Annotated in this window: 18 protein-coding genes; 11 read left to right on the top strand and 7 right to left on the bottom strand. The window is 31.5% G+C overall.

Going from position 1 to position 16,265, the window contains the following annotated elements; all coding sequences use genetic code 11:
* Nucleotides 1-8: 8 nt before the first annotated feature.
* Nucleotides 9-659 carry a potassium channel family protein gene (ktrA, locus tag ACOTU8_RS00330; RefSeq protein WP_422341294.1) on the top strand — a complete coding sequence of 217 codons (651 nt, stop codon included), beginning with the start codon at nt 9-11 and terminating at the stop codon, nt 657-659.
* Here ktrA and ACOTU8_RS00325 read toward each other — a convergent pair.
* From ACOTU8_RS00325 to gltX, 4 genes are read right to left on the bottom strand one after another with little or no spacing between them, the layout of a single operon-like run.
* Nucleotides 656-1,327: an MqnA/MqnD/SBP family protein gene (locus ACOTU8_RS00325; protein ID WP_422341293.1), complete on the bottom strand. Its 672-nt coding sequence runs from the start codon at nt 1,325-1,327 to the stop codon at nt 656-658. The genes ktrA and ACOTU8_RS00325 overlap by 4 nt on opposite strands.
* 5 nt (nt 1,328-1,332) lie before the next feature.
* Nucleotides 1,333-1,959, bottom strand: coding sequence for a uracil phosphoribosyltransferase (upp, locus tag ACOTU8_RS00320; RefSeq protein WP_422341292.1), 627 nt, complete (start codon nt 1,957-1,959; stop codon nt 1,333-1,335).
* On the bottom strand, nt 1,956-3,191 hold the full coding sequence (locus tag ACOTU8_RS00315) for a malic enzyme-like NAD(P)-binding protein (RefSeq protein WP_422341291.1): 1,236 nt from the start codon (nt 3,189-3,191) through the stop codon (nt 1,956-1,958). The genes upp and ACOTU8_RS00315 overlap by 4 nt, the downstream gene beginning before the upstream one ends.
* Before the next feature lies 1 nt (nt 3,192).
* Nucleotides 3,193-4,584 carry a glutamate--tRNA ligase gene (gene gltX, locus ACOTU8_RS00310; RefSeq protein ID WP_422341290.1) on the bottom strand — a complete coding sequence of 464 codons (1,392 nt, stop codon included), beginning with the start codon at nt 4,582-4,584 and terminating at the stop codon, nt 3,193-3,195.
* Nucleotides 4,585-4,648: 64 nt separating this feature from the next.
* Between gltX and salC the strand changes: the two genes are divergently transcribed.
* Nucleotides 4,649-5,464 carry a peptidylprolyl isomerase SalC gene (gene salC, locus ACOTU8_RS00305; RefSeq protein WP_422341289.1) on the top strand — a complete coding sequence of 272 codons (816 nt, stop codon included), beginning with the start codon at nt 4,649-4,651 and terminating at the stop codon, nt 5,462-5,464.
* Between the two features lie 26 nt (nt 5,465-5,490).
* Here the strand turns inward: salC and accC are convergent, their stop codons facing one another.
* Complete coding sequence (gene accC, locus ACOTU8_RS00300; RefSeq protein ID WP_422341288.1) at nt 5,491-6,822, bottom strand: acetyl-CoA carboxylase biotin carboxylase subunit; 1,332 nt, start codon at nt 6,820-6,822, stop codon at nt 5,491-5,493.
* A gap of 1 nt (nt 6,823) precedes the next feature.
* Nucleotides 6,824-7,273, bottom strand: a complete 450-nt coding sequence (gene accB / locus ACOTU8_RS00295) for an acetyl-CoA carboxylase biotin carboxyl carrier protein (RefSeq protein ID WP_038401555.1) — start codon at nt 7,271-7,273, stop codon at nt 6,824-6,826.
* A 145-nt stretch (nt 7,274-7,418) separates the two neighbouring features.
* Here accB and dcd point away from each other — a divergent pair, with 145 nt between their 5' ends.
* Genes dcd through ACOTU8_RS00275 form a run of 4 tightly spaced genes read left to right on the top strand, consistent with a single transcriptional unit; the run spans nt 7,419 to nt 11,478 of the window.
* Nucleotides 7,419-7,979, top strand: coding sequence for a dCTP deaminase (gene dcd, locus ACOTU8_RS00290; protein WP_422341287.1), 561 nt, complete (start codon nt 7,419-7,421; stop codon nt 7,977-7,979).
* 50 nt (nt 7,980-8,029) lie between these two features.
* Nucleotides 8,030-9,034 (top strand): UDP-N-acetylglucosamine 4,6-dehydratase (inverting), encoded by a 1,005-nt coding sequence (gene pseB / locus ACOTU8_RS00285; protein WP_422341286.1) that lies wholly within the window; start codon nt 8,030-8,032, stop codon nt 9,032-9,034.
* 1 nt (nt 9,035) lies between these two features.
* Nucleotides 9,036-10,166 carry a UDP-4-amino-4,6-dideoxy-N-acetyl-beta-L-altrosamine transaminase gene (gene pseC, locus ACOTU8_RS00280; RefSeq protein ID WP_422341285.1) on the top strand — a complete coding sequence of 377 codons (1,131 nt, stop codon included), beginning with the start codon at nt 9,036-9,038 and terminating at the stop codon, nt 10,164-10,166.
* Nucleotides 10,159-11,478: a DUF4910 domain-containing protein gene (locus ACOTU8_RS00275; RefSeq protein ID WP_422341284.1), complete on the top strand. Its 1,320-nt coding sequence runs from the start codon at nt 10,159-10,161 to the stop codon at nt 11,476-11,478. The genes pseC and ACOTU8_RS00275 overlap by 8 nt, the downstream gene beginning before the upstream one ends.
* Here the strand turns inward: ACOTU8_RS00275 and ACOTU8_RS00270 are convergent.
* Nucleotides 11,461-12,204 carry an AAC(3) family N-acetyltransferase gene (locus tag ACOTU8_RS00270; protein WP_422341283.1) on the bottom strand — a complete coding sequence of 248 codons (744 nt, stop codon included), beginning with the start codon at nt 12,202-12,204 and terminating at the stop codon, nt 11,461-11,463. The two genes, ACOTU8_RS00275 and ACOTU8_RS00270, sit on opposite strands and share 18 nt — an antisense overlap.
* A 91-nt stretch (nt 12,205-12,295) precedes the next feature.
* On the opposite strand from ACOTU8_RS00270, the gene ACOTU8_RS00265 reads away from it, so the two are divergent.
* The 5 genes from ACOTU8_RS00265 to ACOTU8_RS00245 are packed head-to-tail and all read left to right on the top strand — an operon-like array spanning nt 12,296 to nt 16,256.
* Nucleotides 12,296-12,520 carry an acyl carrier protein gene (locus ACOTU8_RS00265; RefSeq protein ID WP_422341282.1) on the top strand — a complete coding sequence of 75 codons (225 nt, stop codon included), beginning with the start codon at nt 12,296-12,298 and terminating at the stop codon, nt 12,518-12,520.
* Nucleotides 12,514-13,422 carry a class I SAM-dependent methyltransferase gene (locus ACOTU8_RS00260; RefSeq protein ID WP_422341281.1) on the top strand — a complete coding sequence of 303 codons (909 nt, stop codon included), beginning with the start codon at nt 12,514-12,516 and terminating at the stop codon, nt 13,420-13,422. Before ACOTU8_RS00265 ends, ACOTU8_RS00260 begins: the two co-directional genes overlap by 7 nt.
* Nucleotides 13,422-14,984, top strand: a complete 1,563-nt coding sequence (locus ACOTU8_RS00255) for an HAD-IIIC family phosphatase (protein WP_422341280.1) — start codon at nt 13,422-13,424, stop codon at nt 14,982-14,984. The genes ACOTU8_RS00260 and ACOTU8_RS00255 overlap by 1 nt, the downstream gene beginning before the upstream one ends.
* Nucleotides 14,974-16,035, top strand: coding sequence for a beta-ketoacyl-ACP synthase III (locus ACOTU8_RS00250; protein WP_422341279.1), 1,062 nt, complete (start codon nt 14,974-14,976; stop codon nt 16,033-16,035). The genes ACOTU8_RS00255 and ACOTU8_RS00250 overlap by 11 nt, the downstream gene beginning before the upstream one ends.
* Nucleotides 16,035-16,256 (top strand): acyl carrier protein, encoded by a 222-nt coding sequence (locus ACOTU8_RS00245; RefSeq protein WP_002786077.1) that lies wholly within the window; start codon nt 16,035-16,037, stop codon nt 16,254-16,256. Before ACOTU8_RS00250 ends, ACOTU8_RS00245 begins: the two co-directional genes overlap by 1 nt.
* The last annotated feature ends 9 nt before the right edge of the window (nt 16,257-16,265 follow it).

The raw sequence follows: 16,265 nt of genomic DNA, 5'->3' as shown, positions 1-16,265 counted from the left end.
GTAAAATTATGAAAAATCTTAATTACGGAATCATAGGACTTGGAAAATTTGGCTCAGTTGTAGCAGATGAACTCATTGCTGGAGGTCATACTGTTATCGTTGCGGATAAAGATGAAGAAGCTTTAAAAAGTATACAAAATCCTCCAAGCTATGCTTATATTTTAGATTCTACAAATATTTCAGCCCTAAAAGAAGCAGGATTTCATGATGTTGAAGTAGTCATTGTTAGCATAGGAGAAAATGTTGAAAAATCAATCCTTACTCTTATGGCGCTTAAAGATATAGGTGTTAAAAATATTATCGCTAAAGCTACTTCTAATATTCATGGTCAAATTCTTTCTAAGTTAGGTGCAACAAAGGTTATTTATCCTGAAAAAGAAAGTGCCAAAAGACTAGTAAAAGAATTTTTAGCTAAAGATGCTGATTATGAAGTTTTTGATCTTTCAGCAAATACTATACGAGCTATTAAGATCAATATAGATGAAAAATTAGCAGGAAATTCTTTAAAACATGTAGCACAAAACATGAAAGTGATTTCTTATAAAAAATTAAATAGCGACTGGGAAATACTTCCTGATTTAGAAACTACAACTGTTTATAGTGGAGATGTTGTAATACTCCTTGGAACAGTTAAAGAACTTAGAGAATTTGAACACTAAGCAAGATTCAAAGTCTTGCAAGCCTTTACAAAACGCTTTAAGGCTGTTTTTTCTTTAGTGGAAATTTTATGATATATAACTTCATCTAAATAATATCTAACATCTTTTATATCCAAATCCCTTGTTTTGGCATATTTTTGAAGCATATAATAAGGAATTTTAATCTTTGTTTTTGGAAATTTTTTCAAAATTTGTTTATATAAAGCTTTTTTTTGCACACAAGAAAATCTAGCAAAAACAAAAGGTAATCCTGTTTTTTCGTGCCATTTTGCACATAAATCGATATATTTAGAAGGATCTTTTAGATAAAGTTTTAAAGCCTTATCACCTATAATTACTTTTCCATCTTGTTTTAAAACTTTAGCCAAAGCATTTGAAGTTGCTGAACTTGGATCCTTGGCATTTGATGTATTTTTTTCTACTAAAACACTTAAAACTCTTTTATTAGCACAAATACCCAAATCTAAATTTTTATATTTTTTTCTAGCACTTTCTATGCTTGAAATGATAGCTGCATCAATTCTTCTATAAAATAAATCTTTATTTAGCTTGCTTGGAACTCCTTTTTTATACTCCATACTTGCTTTATAACCATTAGGTAAGGGGTATTTCTTAAGATATATATGCAAAGGTAAAAGATTAATATAATCAATTTTTCCAAAAATCATCTCTTTTATAGAGTGTTAAACACTCTATCTCCTGCATCTCCAAGCCCTGGGATAATATAACCTTTTTCATTTAAACCTTCATCAATACAAGCCACAAAAACTTCTACATCGTCATGCATTTGGCTAAATTTTTGCAAACCTTGTGGAGCAGCAAGTATGGATATAAATTTTATTTTTTTAACTCCTTGGCTTTTTAAAAAATTACAAGCCTCTATAGCAGTCCCACCTGTAGCAAACATAGGATCTATGACAATAGCAGTGCGTTTTTTTGCATCTTTGGGAAGTTTTTGAAAATAAAAATCCACCTTTAAAGTCTCTTCATTTCTCACAAATCCTAAAAATCCAACACTTGCATCAGGAATCATCTTAAAAACGCTTTCAAGCATTCCTAATGCAGCTCTTAAAATAGGACAAATCATAATCTTTTCATCAAGTTTTTTTACTGTAGTTTTTTGTATAGGTGTTGAAATTTCAATTTCTTTTAAAGAAAAACCTTTACTCGCTTCAAAAAGCAAAAAAGATGAAATTTCATCGATTAACATACGAAATTGAAAGGGCTTTGTTTCTTTAGCCCTTAAAATTCCTAACTTATGTTCAATCAATGGATGATTGATACAATAAATATTTTTCATTTTAAGCTTTCAAAATAAGCTTTCTCATCAAAATTTTTCACCTTAGCAACGCCATCTTTTACCGCAGCTGCTGCTACAGCTGTACTTACTGCAGCTTTTACTCTTTCATCAAAAGGTTTTGGTATAACATAAGCTCTTCCAAATTCTAAGGTGTTTAAATTATAAGCCTTTTTAACCGCATCACTTACAGGAAGTTTTGCAAGATCTGCTAATGCTTTAGCAGCTGCTACTTTCATATTTTCAGTAATTTTACTTGCACGCACATCTAAAGCTCCACGGAAAATAAAAGGAAAACCTAAAACATTATTGATTTGATTTGGATAATCACTTCTTCCTGTTCCTATAATCGCATCTTTTCTAAGTCTAGCCACATCTTCAGGCATCACTTCAGGGATAGGATTTGCTAAAGCAAAAATCACAGGATCTTTTGCCATGCTTAAGATCATTTCATCATCAAGAATTTTTGGCGCACTAAGTCCTAGGAAAACATCAGCTCCTTTTAAAACTTCTTTTAAAGTCTTTTCCTTAGAATCAATAGCAAATTCAAGCTTTTGAGGAGTTAAATCATTTCTATCTTTAGAAATCACTCCTTTGCTATCTACTAAAATAATATTTTCAACCCCTAAATTTCTATACATCTTAGCACTTGCTATACCTGCGGCACCTGCGCCACTTACAACTACTTTAATGTCTTTAAATTTTTTACCGCTTATTTCCATAGCATTCATAAGCCCTGCAGTTGAAATAATAGCTGTTCCGTGCTGATCATCGTGCATTACAGGGATTCCTAAATCTTGCAAAGCCGCTTCGATTTCAAAACATTTTGGCGCGGCAATATCTTCTAAATTTATCCCGCCTACTGTTGGAGCTAAAGCTTTGCAAAATTTTACAATTTCTTCTATACTATGAACATCAATTTCTATATCATAAGCATTGACATTTGCAAATTTTTTAAACAAACAAGCCTTACCTTCCATAACAGGTTTTGAAGCCTGTGCTCCTATGTTTCCAAGTCCTAAAACAGCAGAACCATCGCTAACTATAGCTACTAAATTAGCCTTATTTGTATAAGTATAAGCAAGCTCATTATCTTTAGCGATTTCAAGGCAAGGTTCTGCAACTCCTGGGCTATACGCCAAAGATAGATCATAACTTGTAGCCATTGGCTTACTTGGCACAATATCAATTTTTCCACCTAAATGGTATTTTAAAGCTTCTTCTTTTAAATTCATTTTATTTTCCTCTAACTTTTAAAAAATTTTCTATTCTTTTTTTACACTCATCAACCCCTAAAAATTCTAATACTTCAAAAATACTAGGACTTACCGCACTCCCTGTTAAAGCTATGCGTATAGGTTGAGCCAAATCTTTTAACTTTGCTTCTTTTTTTTCTAAAAAATCATTTGTAAAATCTTCAAAATCTTTACTTGTTTTTTGATCTTTAAGTGTATTAGCAAATGCTTGGAGCAATTCTAAATTATTTTCGTTAACAAATTTTTGCACTGCATTTTCATCATAATTTTGCGGCGTATTAACTATGCTTTTTGCACCATTGATAATATCATACAAGGTTTTTGCACGTTCTCTTAATAAATCAAGTAAAAATCCTGCCTTTTCATAAACAGATAAATCAAAGCCAAGATCTTTAAGTTGACGATTAATCTCTTCAAAAGGCAAAGTTTTAATATAATGGACATTAAGCCATTCAAGCTTTTTAGTATTATAACAAGATGCGCTTTTATTAATATGATAAGGATCAAAAAGCTTTTTCAATTCTTCTAATGAAAAAATCTCATCATCACCATGACTCCAACCTAAACGCACAAGAAAATTAAGCAAAGCTTGAGGCAAAATTCCCATTTCTTTGTATTCCATAACATCAGTTGCTCCATGTCTTTTTGAAAGCTTTTTACCATCTTCTCCATGTATCATAGCCACATGAAAAAATTTAGGAATTTTAAAACCCAATGCTTCATAAAGTACAATTTGCTTAGGAGTATTTGAAAGGTGATCATCCCCGCGAATCACATCACTTACCCCCATTAAAGCATCATCAATTACTACAGTAAAATTATAAGTTGGGGTTCCATCGCTTCTTGCAATGATAAAATCATCCATTATATCCTCTGCTTTAAATCTCACCTCGCCTTTAACCCCATCTTCAAAAACAATCTCACCGCTTTGAGGTGCTTTAATACGCACAACAGGTTCTATATCCTGAGGTGGCGTACCTGTAAATTCTCTATATCTTCCATCATATCTTGGGCGCTCTTTAGCGGCTTCTTGCTTGACACGCAATTCTTCTAATTCTTCTTTACTCATATAACAATAATACGCTTTACCTTCATCTAAAAGCTTTTTCACATATTCTTTATAAAGTTCAAAACGCTCTGATTGGTAGGTTACTTCTCCATCATGTTCTAAACCACACCATTTAAAAGCTTCGATAATTGCTTTGGTAGCTTCTTTGGAATTTCTTTTTAAATCCGTATCTTCAATACGAAGTAAAAAATTTCCACCATTTTTTCTAGCATATAAATAATTATAAAGAGCTGTTCTAAGTCCACCTATGTGCAAATACCCTGTTGGGCTTGGAGCAAAACGCGTTGTAAGTTTTTCGTGCATTTTTTGCCTTTTCTTAAATTTTTATTGATATAATGCGATATTTATACTTAAATAAAGGTTTGAAATGAAAAAAATTTTATTAAGTTTTGCATTTTTTGCAAGTTTAGCTAGCGCAAATACCATTAATGCTATAGCTGTAGTTGTAGACAAAGAGCCTATCACAACTTATGATATAGATCAAACTATGAAAGCGCTTAAAATTGATAGAAACGAAGCCTTAGGCATACTCATCAATGAAAAAATGGAAATTTCACAAATGAAACAGCTGGGTATTGTGGTCAATGATCTAGAGCTTGATGATGCTATAAATAAAATGCTTACTCAAAACAAAACCACCTTAAATGCTTTCAAAGCAAATTTAAAATCCAAAAACCAAAGCTATGAACAATTTCGTGCAAATTTTAAAAAAGATTTAGAAAAAAGAAAGCTTTATGAAAAAATCGCAAGTATAGCAAAAACTGATTTTAGTGATGAAGGAACAAAAAAATTTTTCGAACAGAATAAAGATAAATTCACTTTTTATACACAAATTAATGCAAATATTTATTTATCAAACAATCCTCAAACTTTAGAAAATATCAAAAATACAAAAAAAACAATCCTTAAACCACAAAATGCATCTTTAAACACAAGCAATGCCGATCCAAGACTTTTAGGGCTTTTATCGCAAATTCCTGTTGGAGGCTTTTCCCCTGTTTTAAATGGAAAAAATGGCTATGAACTTTATGAAGTTAAAGGCAAAGATGGAGCACAAACTCCTGAATATGAACAAGTTAAAAATGAAGTTTTAAACGCTTATGTAAGCGAACAAAGACAAAATTTCATACAGGATTATTTTGATAAACTCCGCTCTAAGATCAATATAGAATATTTAAGATAAGGAAATTTCCCTTTAATAGGGAAATTTCAATGTCTTGCAAGATAATTTGTATCGTAGTTATTATTAATAAAATCAGCATTTTCCATCATAGAAAGATGAAAATCTTTAGTTGTTTTTATCCCACTTATAAGCAACTCATCTAAAGCTACTTTCATTTTTGCAATAGCTTTATTGCGATCTTCTGCCCAAACTACAAGCTTACCTATCATAGAATCATAATAAGGTGGCACGCTATAGTCTTGATAACAATGACTTTCCATTCTGACATTGCGTCCTGCAGGTGGAATGTATTTAGTAATCTTACCTGGACTTGGCAAGAAAGTTTTAGAATCTTCAGCTGTGATTCTACATTCTATAGAATGCCCGTTTAATTTAATACTTTCTTGATCTGGCAAAGCATAGCCTTCTGCTACCTTAATCATTTGTTCTATGATATCAATCCCGCTTACCATTTCACTTACACAGTGTTCAACTTGCAAACGCGTATTCATTTCTATAAAATAAAAATCCAAATTTTTATCTACTAAAAACTCAAAAGTTCCCGCACCCTCATATCCTATAGCTTTAGCTGCCTTAATAGCAGTTTCATGAAGTTTGGTACGTGTTTTTTCATCAAGTAAAATCGCGGGGGATTCTTCAATAAGCTTTTGATGACGTCTTTGCATAGAACAATCTCTTTCGCCAACATGGATCACATTACCAAAACTATCTCCTATAACCTGCACTTCTATATGACGTGGATTTTGTATGTATTTTTCCATATACATAGTTCCATCACCAAATGCTGTCATAGCCTCGCTTTCAGCCGACCAATATGCTTTTTCAAGATCTTTTTCATTTTCAACCACACGCATACCACGACCGCCACCACCTGCGGCTGCTTTTAAAATCACAGGATAGCCTATTTCTTTGGCAAGTTTTTTAGCTGCTTCAGCTCCGGCTAAAGCTCCATCACTTCCTGGGATTACAGGTACGCCTGCTCTTTGCATTACTTGTTTAGCTTTTGATTTATCACTCATTAAATTCATAGCTTCTACAGAAGGACCTATGAATTTAATGTTATGTTTAGCACAAATTTCAACAAAATTTTGATTTTCGCTTAAAAATCCATATCCTGGAAAAATCGCATCAGCTTCTGCTATTTCAGCTGCTGCGATGATAGCTGGGATATTTAAATAACTTTCAGAACTTCTTGCCTTACCTATACAAATACTTGCATCAGCGTATTTTAAATATAAAGCATCTTTATCTGCTTCAGAATACACACAAATTGCTTTTTTGCCCATTTCTTTAATTGTTCTTAAAGCGCGTAGTGCTATTTCTCCACGATTAGCAATTAATATGCTTTTAATTTCCATTTTATAATTTCTCCACCGCAAATAAAGGCATTCCAAATTCCACAGGCTGTCCATCAGCAACTAAAATTTCAACAATCCTACAATCAAATTCTGCTTCAATTTCATTCATAATTTTCATCGCTTCGATAATAGCTATAGTATCGCCTTTTTTAACCGTATTGCCCACTTTTACAAAAGGTGCTGCACCTGGGCTTGGAGCTTGATAGAAAGTTCCTACCATAGGGCTGTTTATACTTGGTTTATTTGATTTTGCACTTTGGCTAGGTTGAGCTTCATTTACAACACTTACATTGATAGGTTGTGGAGCTGGAGGACAAACAGGAGCTGGAACGTCACAACACATATCTCTTTCAAGTTCTATTTCAAAACCATCTTGTTCTTTGATCTTAATTTTACTAATATTTGCTTCAGCAAAAAGGTTTACTAACTCTTTAATTTCTTCTTTTGTCATAAAATTCTCCTAAAATTTAAGAACTTAATCTTGTATTATATAAAAAAACTTAAAATTTAACTTTAAAAAAGAAAAAAATCATAAAAAATATAGATTTTTTAGGTTATAATCCTTATAAAAAATTACAAATATTAAAAGGTTAAAAATGGGCTTAAAAGCGGATAATTGGATAAGAAAAATGGCACTAGAACACAAGATGATCGAACCATTTTGCGAAGCAAATATAGGAAAAGGTGTAGTAAGTTATGGACTTTCAAGCTATGGTTATGATATACGCGTAGGACGTGAGTTTAAAATTTTTACTAATATTAATTCAACCGTGGTAGATCCAAAAAATTTTGTAGAAGAAAATGTGATAGATTTTGAAGGCGATGTATGTATAGTTCCTGCAAATTCTTTTGCCCTAGCTAGAACTATAGAGTATTTTAAAATGCCTGATGATGTCTTAGCTATTTGTCTTGGCAAAAGCACTTATGCAAGATGCGGTATCATCGTCAATGTTACTCCTTTTGAACCAGGTTTTGAAGGGCATATCACTATAGAAATTTCAAATACCACTCCATTACCTGCAAAAATTTATGCCAATGAAGGCATAGCACAAGTGTTGTTTTTGCAAGGCGATGAAAAATGCGACACCACCTATAAAGACAAAAAAGGCAAGTATCAGGCCCAAACTGGCATAACCTTGCCAAGAATTTTAAAATAGGAACACTTGTTGCTTTAATTTTAAAAAAACTTAAGATTAAGGAAAGCAAAATGTTTAATGGAAAAAATATCTTAATCACAGGCGGAACAGGCTCTTTTGGAAAAACCTATACTAAGGTTTTGCTAGAAAACTATAAACCTAATAAAATCATCATTTATTCTCGCGATGAGCTTAAACAATTTGAAATGGCAAGTATTTTTAATAAACCTTGTATGCGTTATTTTATAGGAGATGTAAGAGATAAAGAACGTTTAAGTGCTGCTATGCGTGATGTGGATTTTGTTATCCATGCTGCTGCGATGAAGCATGTGCCTATTGCTGAGTATAACCCTATGGAATGTATAAAAACCAACATCCATGGCGCACAAAATGTCATTGATGCGTGTTTTGAAAATGGGGTTAAAAAATGCATTGCTTTAAGTACAGATAAAGCTTGCAATCCTGTGAATTTATACGGCGCAACCAAACTTGCAAGTGATAAACTTTTTGTCGCTGCAAACAACATAGCGGGTAACAAACAAACACGCTTTAGCGTTACAAGATATGGCAATGTTGTTGGCTCAAGAGGATCAGTAGTGCCTTTCTTTAAAAAACTCATCAGCGAAGGAGCTAAAGAACTTCCTATTACCGATACAAGAATGACTCGTTTTTGGATCAGCCTTGAAGATGGAGTGAAATTTGTACTGAGTAATTTTGAAAGAATGCACGGAGGAGAAATTTTCATCCCTAAAATTCCTTCGATGAAAATCACCGATCTAGCCCATGCTTTAGCTCCTAATTTAAGCCATAAAATCATAGGCATAAGAGCAGGAGAAAAACTACATGAAATCATGATTTCAAGCGATGATAGTCATTTAACCTATGAATTTGAAAACTACTATGCTATAAGCCCAAGTATTAAATTTGTAGATAAAGATAATGACTTTAGTATCAATGCCATAGGCGAAAAAGGACAAAAAGTAAAAGATGGTTTTTCTTATAGTTCGGATAACAATCCTTTATGGGCAAGCGAAAAAGAACTTTTAGAAATCATCAATCACACCGAAGGTTTTTAAAATGCTTACTTATTCTCATCAAAACATCGATCAAAGCGATATAGATACACTTATAAAAGCTTTAAAAGATGAAATTTTAACAGGAGGTAAAAAGGTAGATGAATTTGAAGAAGCCCTTTGTGAATATGTGGGTGTAAAACACGCTTGTGTATTAAACTCAGCCACTTCAGCCCTTCATCTTGCCTACACAGTACTAGGTGTCCAAGAAAAAATCGTTTTAACCACTCCTTTAACCTTCGCTGCTACGGCTAATGCAGCCTTAATGACTGGGGCTAAGATAGAGTTTATCGACATTAAAAACAATGGCAATATCGATGAAAAAAAACTAGAAGCAAGACTTTTAAAAGATAGCAAAAATATAGGAGCTATTAGCGTAGTAGATTTTGCGGGCAATAGCGTTGAAATGGATGAAATTTCAAACCTTGCTAAAAAATACAATATTCCTTTAATCGATGATGCAAGCCATGCTTTAGGTGCTTTGTATAAAAGTGAAAAAGTAGGAAAAAAAGCCGATCTTTCTATCTTTTCTTTTCACCCTGTTAAGCCTATCACTACCTTTGAAGGTGGAGCTGTGGTAAGCGATAATGAAGAGCTTATAGCTAAAATCAAGCTTTTAAGAAGTCATGGCATCGTTAAAAAAAGGCTTTGGGATAGCGATATGGTAGAACTTGGCTATAATTACCGCTTAAGTGATGTTGCTTGTGCTTTAGGGATAAATCAGCTTAAAAAACTCGATCACAATCTTGAAAAAAGAGAAGAAATCGCAAGTTTTTACGATAAAGAATTTGAAAAAAATCCTTATTTTTCTACGATAAAAATCAAAGACTATAAAAAAAGCTCGAGACATTTATATCCTATTTTGCTTTTTCCTGAGTTTTATTGTCAAAAAGAAGAACTTTTTGAAAGCTTACTTCATGCAGGAATTGGCGTACAGGTACATTATAAACCAACTTATGAGTTTAGTTTTTATAAAAAACTCTTAGGAGAAATAAAACTTCAAAATGCGGATAATTTTTACAAAGCCGAGCTTAGCATACCTTGTCACCAAGAAATGAGTTTAAAAGATGCAAAATTTGTAAAAGATACTTTATTTAGTATTCTTGAAAAAGTTAAAAAGGGATATTGTGGATAAGCTAGACTTTAGAAGTCAAGATTTTAGCCAAACTGGAAAAGCTATGTATGAACTAGCTTGTGAACTTTTTCCTATCCCTAGAAGTATCACAGGGCAAGGCTTTAGAGATAGCTTAGAAATTTTAAATAAAACTCTGGCGGGGGGGGGTATACTCAAATTTCACTCTATAAAAAGTGGCACAAAGGTTTTTGACTGGATAGTCCCTGATGAATGGAACGCCAAAGAAGCTTATATCATCACTCCAGAAGGAGAAAAAATTTGTGATTTTAAAAAGCATAATCTACACCTTCTAAACTATAGCGAAGCCATCGATCAAGAAATCGAACTTGAAGAACTTCAAGATCATCTTTACTCCATAGAAAAAATGCCCGATGCCATCCCTTACGTAACAAGTTATTATAAAAGGCGTTGGGGATTTTGTCTCACACATAACGAAAGAAAAAAGCTCAAAAAAGGCAAATACAAAGTCTATATCGATGCAAAACATGATGAAAATGGAGTTTTGGATTATGCTGATTTTATCCTACCTAGTACGCAAAACTCAAAAGATGAAATTTTAATTTCAACCTATCTTTGCCATCCTTCCATGGCAAATAATGAACTCAGTGGTCCTGTGGTGAGTATTTTCCTAGCAAAATGGCTCTTGAGTTTAAAAGAAAGAAGATATAATTACCGCTTTGTCATCATCCCTGAAACCATAGGCTCTATAGTCTATCTTAGCAAACATTTAGAGCATTTAAAAAAACATGTTAAAGCAGGCTTTGTGCTTTCTTGCTTAGGTGATGATCATGCCTACTCGCTCATACACACAGCTAAAGAAAATACTCTAAGCGATAAAGTTGCCTTGCATACGCTTAAAAATAAAGAAAATTTTAAAGCATTTAGTTTTTTAGATCGTGGAAGCGATGAAAGACAATACAATGCTCCGCTTGTAAATCTTGGCATAGTAGGGGTATGTCGCACCAAGTATGGAGAGTATAAACAATACCACACTAGCAAAGATGATCTCAATTTTATCTCCAAAAAAGGTTTAATGGGTGGACTTCAAAGTATGCAAGAAATGATTTTAAATCTAGAAATCAACGCCGTATATGAAAACACCATAGTATGCGAGCCCAATCTTGGCAAAAGAGGACTATATCATACTCTTAGCACTGCTAATGACATTCCTTTGGCTTGTAATTTTCTAGCTTATTGCGATGGGAAAAATGATATCATCGATATAGCCAATATCTTAAATATACAAGCTTATGAATTTAAAGAACTTTTGGTAAAAATCTTAGAATATAAACTTTTAAACATAACTCATTAAATTTTTAGCATGATTATCTTTAATATCCTTAACAATTATGTCATATGCCTTAGATAAATCAATTTTCTTAATGCAAAGATTTTCAAATTTTTTAAGTTCCATCACATTTTCTTTTATAAAAAGATCTTCCAAACCATTAACATCCGTTAAAACTCCATCTTTGCGAACAAACATATCATAAGTTTTTAATTGCGTAAATCCCTTTTCATCTGTATATAAAGCCTCAAAACTTTTGTTAAAGCGATAATCCACTTTTAAACATTCTTCCACATAATGCACAAAGGTAAAAGAATCTTGCAAAGGCAAATTTACAATAATCATTTTTGTATTATTTTTATACATAAAAGCAAAGGGGGAATTATTATCAAAAGCTCCCTTATTCTCAAGTGCAACAAGTTCTTTTTGAAATTTTCCAGTAACCGCAAAAGAATAAATAGGATGTTTTGTTCTCCTAAAATCATCTCTTTTAAGAGCTATATTACCTAAAGCTCCAGTTTGTGATTTAGAATTTAAAATATCATATGCCAAACCTTTACAAAAATCCCAATTAAAAGTATGAATAGCTAGTGTATCTACATTATCTTTCATACAATCTAATAAAAAATTTAATTTTTTTCTATTATCTTCATCTATGTTTTGTAAAAATTGCATTAAATTCCCTGTAAATAAAATAAAATCATCTTTATTTAACTCTAAGAAATTTATAAATCGTATTATCTTTTCCATATTAAAACCTAAATAAAATATTTTATAATTAATGAAAAATTTTATGATACAATATATTAATTTTCAACATTCTTAAGAAAGTGCTATACATATGGAAAAACAATTTTATGAAATTTTAGAAAATATACTTGAAATCAAAGTAGATGAAAATACAAATTTAAGCATGGAAAATTGCAAGAACTGGACTTCTTTAGCTCATATTGATATCATCATGAGTTTAGAAGAGGAATTTGAAATCAAATTCAGCAAAGACGAATTAAGTCGGCTAAAATCTCAAAATGAACTTTTAAAAGCTATTAAGGAGAAATTATGTTAAAAAATACTAAAAAACTATTTAAACTCATAGAAGAAAAAAATGTTTTGCATAAAAAATGTTTAGATGGATTACAACTTTCAGATGAAGAATATAATGATTTAGAAAAACTTATCATCTATTATAAAGATACATTGAACATCAATCTAGAAGAACAAGCTAAAAGTTATATAGTTGTACTCAATGACACTCTAGAAGAAACTAAATATTTTATAGAATTTGGAAAATATAGATATAGCACTTTAGCAGAAGTAGAAAATATAGTATATTTCAATGAAAATTATATGAAGCAATACATGGTGGGACTTGCTATATCTTCTTTTATTTGGAATGCTCATATTGAAGTTAGAAGATATTTTGCTAAATATATAGATAAAAAACAAGATCGAAAAAGCACTTATCTTGAAATCGGTCCTGGTCATGGAGAATTTTTTGTTAAAGCACTAAGAAGTCAAAAATTTATAGAATATTATGGAATAGATATTTCTCCTATAAGTTGTCAAATGAGCAAAGATATGGTAGAAAATCAATTTGGAGCAATTAATCAAAATAATTTTAAATGTGATTTTATATGTAAAGATTTCACTAAATGCAATTTCAACAATAAAGCAGATTTAGTTGTAATGGGAGAAGTCTTGGAGCACGTAGAACAACCTTTACAGTTTATGAAAGATGTAAAAACTTTACTGAATGATGGTGGAGAAATTTTTGCAACCATCCCTATCAACGCTCCTGCTATTGACCATATTTATTTATTTTCTCATCCTGATGAAGTTAAAGATTTGCTTAAAAATGCAGGTTTAAAAATCAAAGAATGCGAATATTTTATGGCAAATAATTATTCTTTAGAAAAAGCATTAAAAACAAAAAATGCCATTGTTATGGCAGTAGTTTTGGAAAAATAATGAATCTTTTTTCATCCCATTTAAAACGCAATGAACTTATAAAATTTGCCAAAAAATTAGACTTTAGTAAAAGTCAAGATCTTCTTATCAATATCCATAGAAATCATGCCTTTGAAGGAGTGCAAAGTATCATTGCTCCTTTTTTACATTTTGACAATTTAAAAGCTAATTTTAATTTCAGCTCTTATGATGATAGCTTGAGTTTTGATAATTTTAAAGAAGCTAATTTGGAACTTTTATGGCTGGATTTAACCCGCTATAAAAATAATGTGCAAAATTTTCTAGAAGAAAGACTTTTAGCATTAAGAAAAATTTCACAAAGCCCTATTTTAGTCCTTAGTTTAGGAGAATTTAAAACAGATAAAAAAATTTTAAATTGCGAAATTTTTAATGTGGAAAAACTCATAAAAGAGTATTTTGATGAAGAAGATATTTTAGACTTAGCTAAAGAAGAACTTACAGGCTCTAAACTTAATAATAAAGCCTTGATTTTCTTAGCACAAATTTTAGGACTTAGCCTCATCCCTGCACTCATAAAACCTGCTCTTAAAGCCCTTGTGCTTGATCTTGATAATACCTTGTATCAAGGAATTTTAGGTGAAGAGGGTATAGATAATCTTAATTTAAGTCCTTTGCACAAAACCTTACAAGAAAAAATTAAAACTTTTAAAAAACAAGGCTTTTTACTTGCCCTAGCTTCAAAAAATGAAGAAAAAGACGTAAAAAAACTTTTTGAAACAAGGAGAGATTTCATCTTACAATGGAATGATTTTGATGTTAGAATGATCAATTGGGAACCAAAGGGTGAGAATATCTTAAAAATTGCTAAAAAATTTAATATAAATACTAATGCTATGCTTTTTATAGATGATAATATCGCCGAGCTTGAAAATACCAAATTTACAGGTGTTAAAACACTTTTATGCGATGAAAATATACTTTATAAAATCAAGCTTTTTCCTAATCTTTTAAAACTTTCAAATACCAAAGAAGATCAAATTCGTGCCAAAGATATAGCAGCCAATGCTTTAAGAGAAGAGCTTAAAAGTTTAAGCGATGAAGAATATTTTCAAAATCTGAAAATCAGCTTAAATTTTAGCAAAAATGATCTGCAAAATATCACTCGCATTAGTGAACTTTTAGGCAAAACCAATCAATTTATCGCTAATTACACACGCTTAAACCAAGAAAAAGTCGCACAATATATGCAAAAAGAACTCATTGTAAGTGTGAGCATGAGTGATAAATTAAGCGATAGTGGGATTATCGCTATTTTTGTTTTTTCTTGCAAAGAAGGAAATTTATTTATCGATGATCTTTGCATTTCTTGTAGGGCTTTAGGTAGAAAACTTGAAGCTCGAATGTTTTTTAAAGCCTTTGAACTAGCTTTAAATTTCTTTGATCTTAAAAATAATAATGCAAAGCTTTATTATCAAAAAGGCGAAAGAAATATGCCATTTTTAAACTTTTTAGAACAAATTTCTAAAGAAATTGAAAAAAACTCAGCCCTTGTTTCATTTCAAAATTTAAATTTTAAAGGACTTATAATCCATGAAAACTAGATTTGATAAAGCCAAAATTTCAGGCATTTGCGTAAGCATACCTGAACATAAAATTTGTATTGATGATGAGTTAGAAAGCGTTTTTTCAAACGATATCAAAACCCTTAAAAGAATGAAAAAAGTCATAGGCTTAAACACGCGTTATATTTGCGATGAAAACACTTGTGTAAGCGATCTTGGAAAACACGCAGCTAATACACTTTTGCAAGGTTTAAATATAGATAAAAATAGCCTTGATGCACTCATCGTAGTAACTCAAAGTCCTGATTTTTTCATGCCTTCTACGGCTTGTTATTTACATCAGCTTTTAAATTTAAGTTCTAAAACTATAGCTTTTGATTTAGGACAAGCTTGTGCAGGGTATTTATACGGCTTATTTGTCGCTCATTCTTTAATACAAAGTGGCTTAAGTAAAATTTTACTCGTTTGTGGGGATACTTTAAGCAAATTCATCCATCCTAAAAATATGAATTTAGCTCCTATTTTTGGTGATGGAGTAAGTGCAACTTTGATTGAAAAAACAGATTTTAACGAAGCTTTTTTTAAACTTGGAAGCGATGGGAAATATTTTGATAAACTCATCATTCCAAAAGGTGCGATGAGAATACCTAAAGCAGATATTTTTAATGACGATTCACTCATGCAAACTGAGGAATTTAGACAATTAGAAAATCTTTATATGGACGGAGCAAATATTTTCAATATGGCTTTAGAATGCGAACCTAAAAGCTTTAAAGAAATTTTAGAATTTTCCAAGGTAGAAGAAAAAGACATTGCTTTTCATCTTTTTCATCAATCTAATGCGTATTTGATTGATTGCATTAAAGAAGAATTAAAACTTAATGATGATAAAGTTCCTAATTTCATCATGGAAAAATACGCTAATTTAAGCGCTTGTTCACTACCTGCTCTACTTTGCGAGTTAGATACTCCAAAAGAATTTAAAGCGAGTTTAAGTGCTTTTGGTGCAGGACTTAGCTGGGGAAGTGCGGTGTTAAATTTTAAGGATTTATACAAAAAAGATATTTTAATTTACACAAAGGAGAAATAATGACAAAAACTGAATTTTTAGAAGAGCTTAAAGAAGCTATGCATAGAGATGAAGACTTAAACGAGGATATGCTACTTGATGATATAGATGAGTGGGATAGTTTGGCTTTTGTATCTGTGATGGTACTTTACAAAAATCTTTTTGCTTTAAAAATCACAGCCGAGGACTTGAAAAATTGTCAAAAAGTGAGTGATTTAATCGATTTAGCAAAGCTTGATTAAAACCTTTAA

Source organism: Campylobacter jejuni (genome assembly GCF_049221745.1).
GTDB lineage: Bacteria > Campylobacterota > Campylobacteria > Campylobacterales > Campylobacteraceae > Campylobacter_D > Campylobacter_D jejuni_E.
The sequence above is the reverse complement of the archived record's forward strand: the minus strand, read 5'-3'. Positions and strand labels throughout refer to the sequence as shown.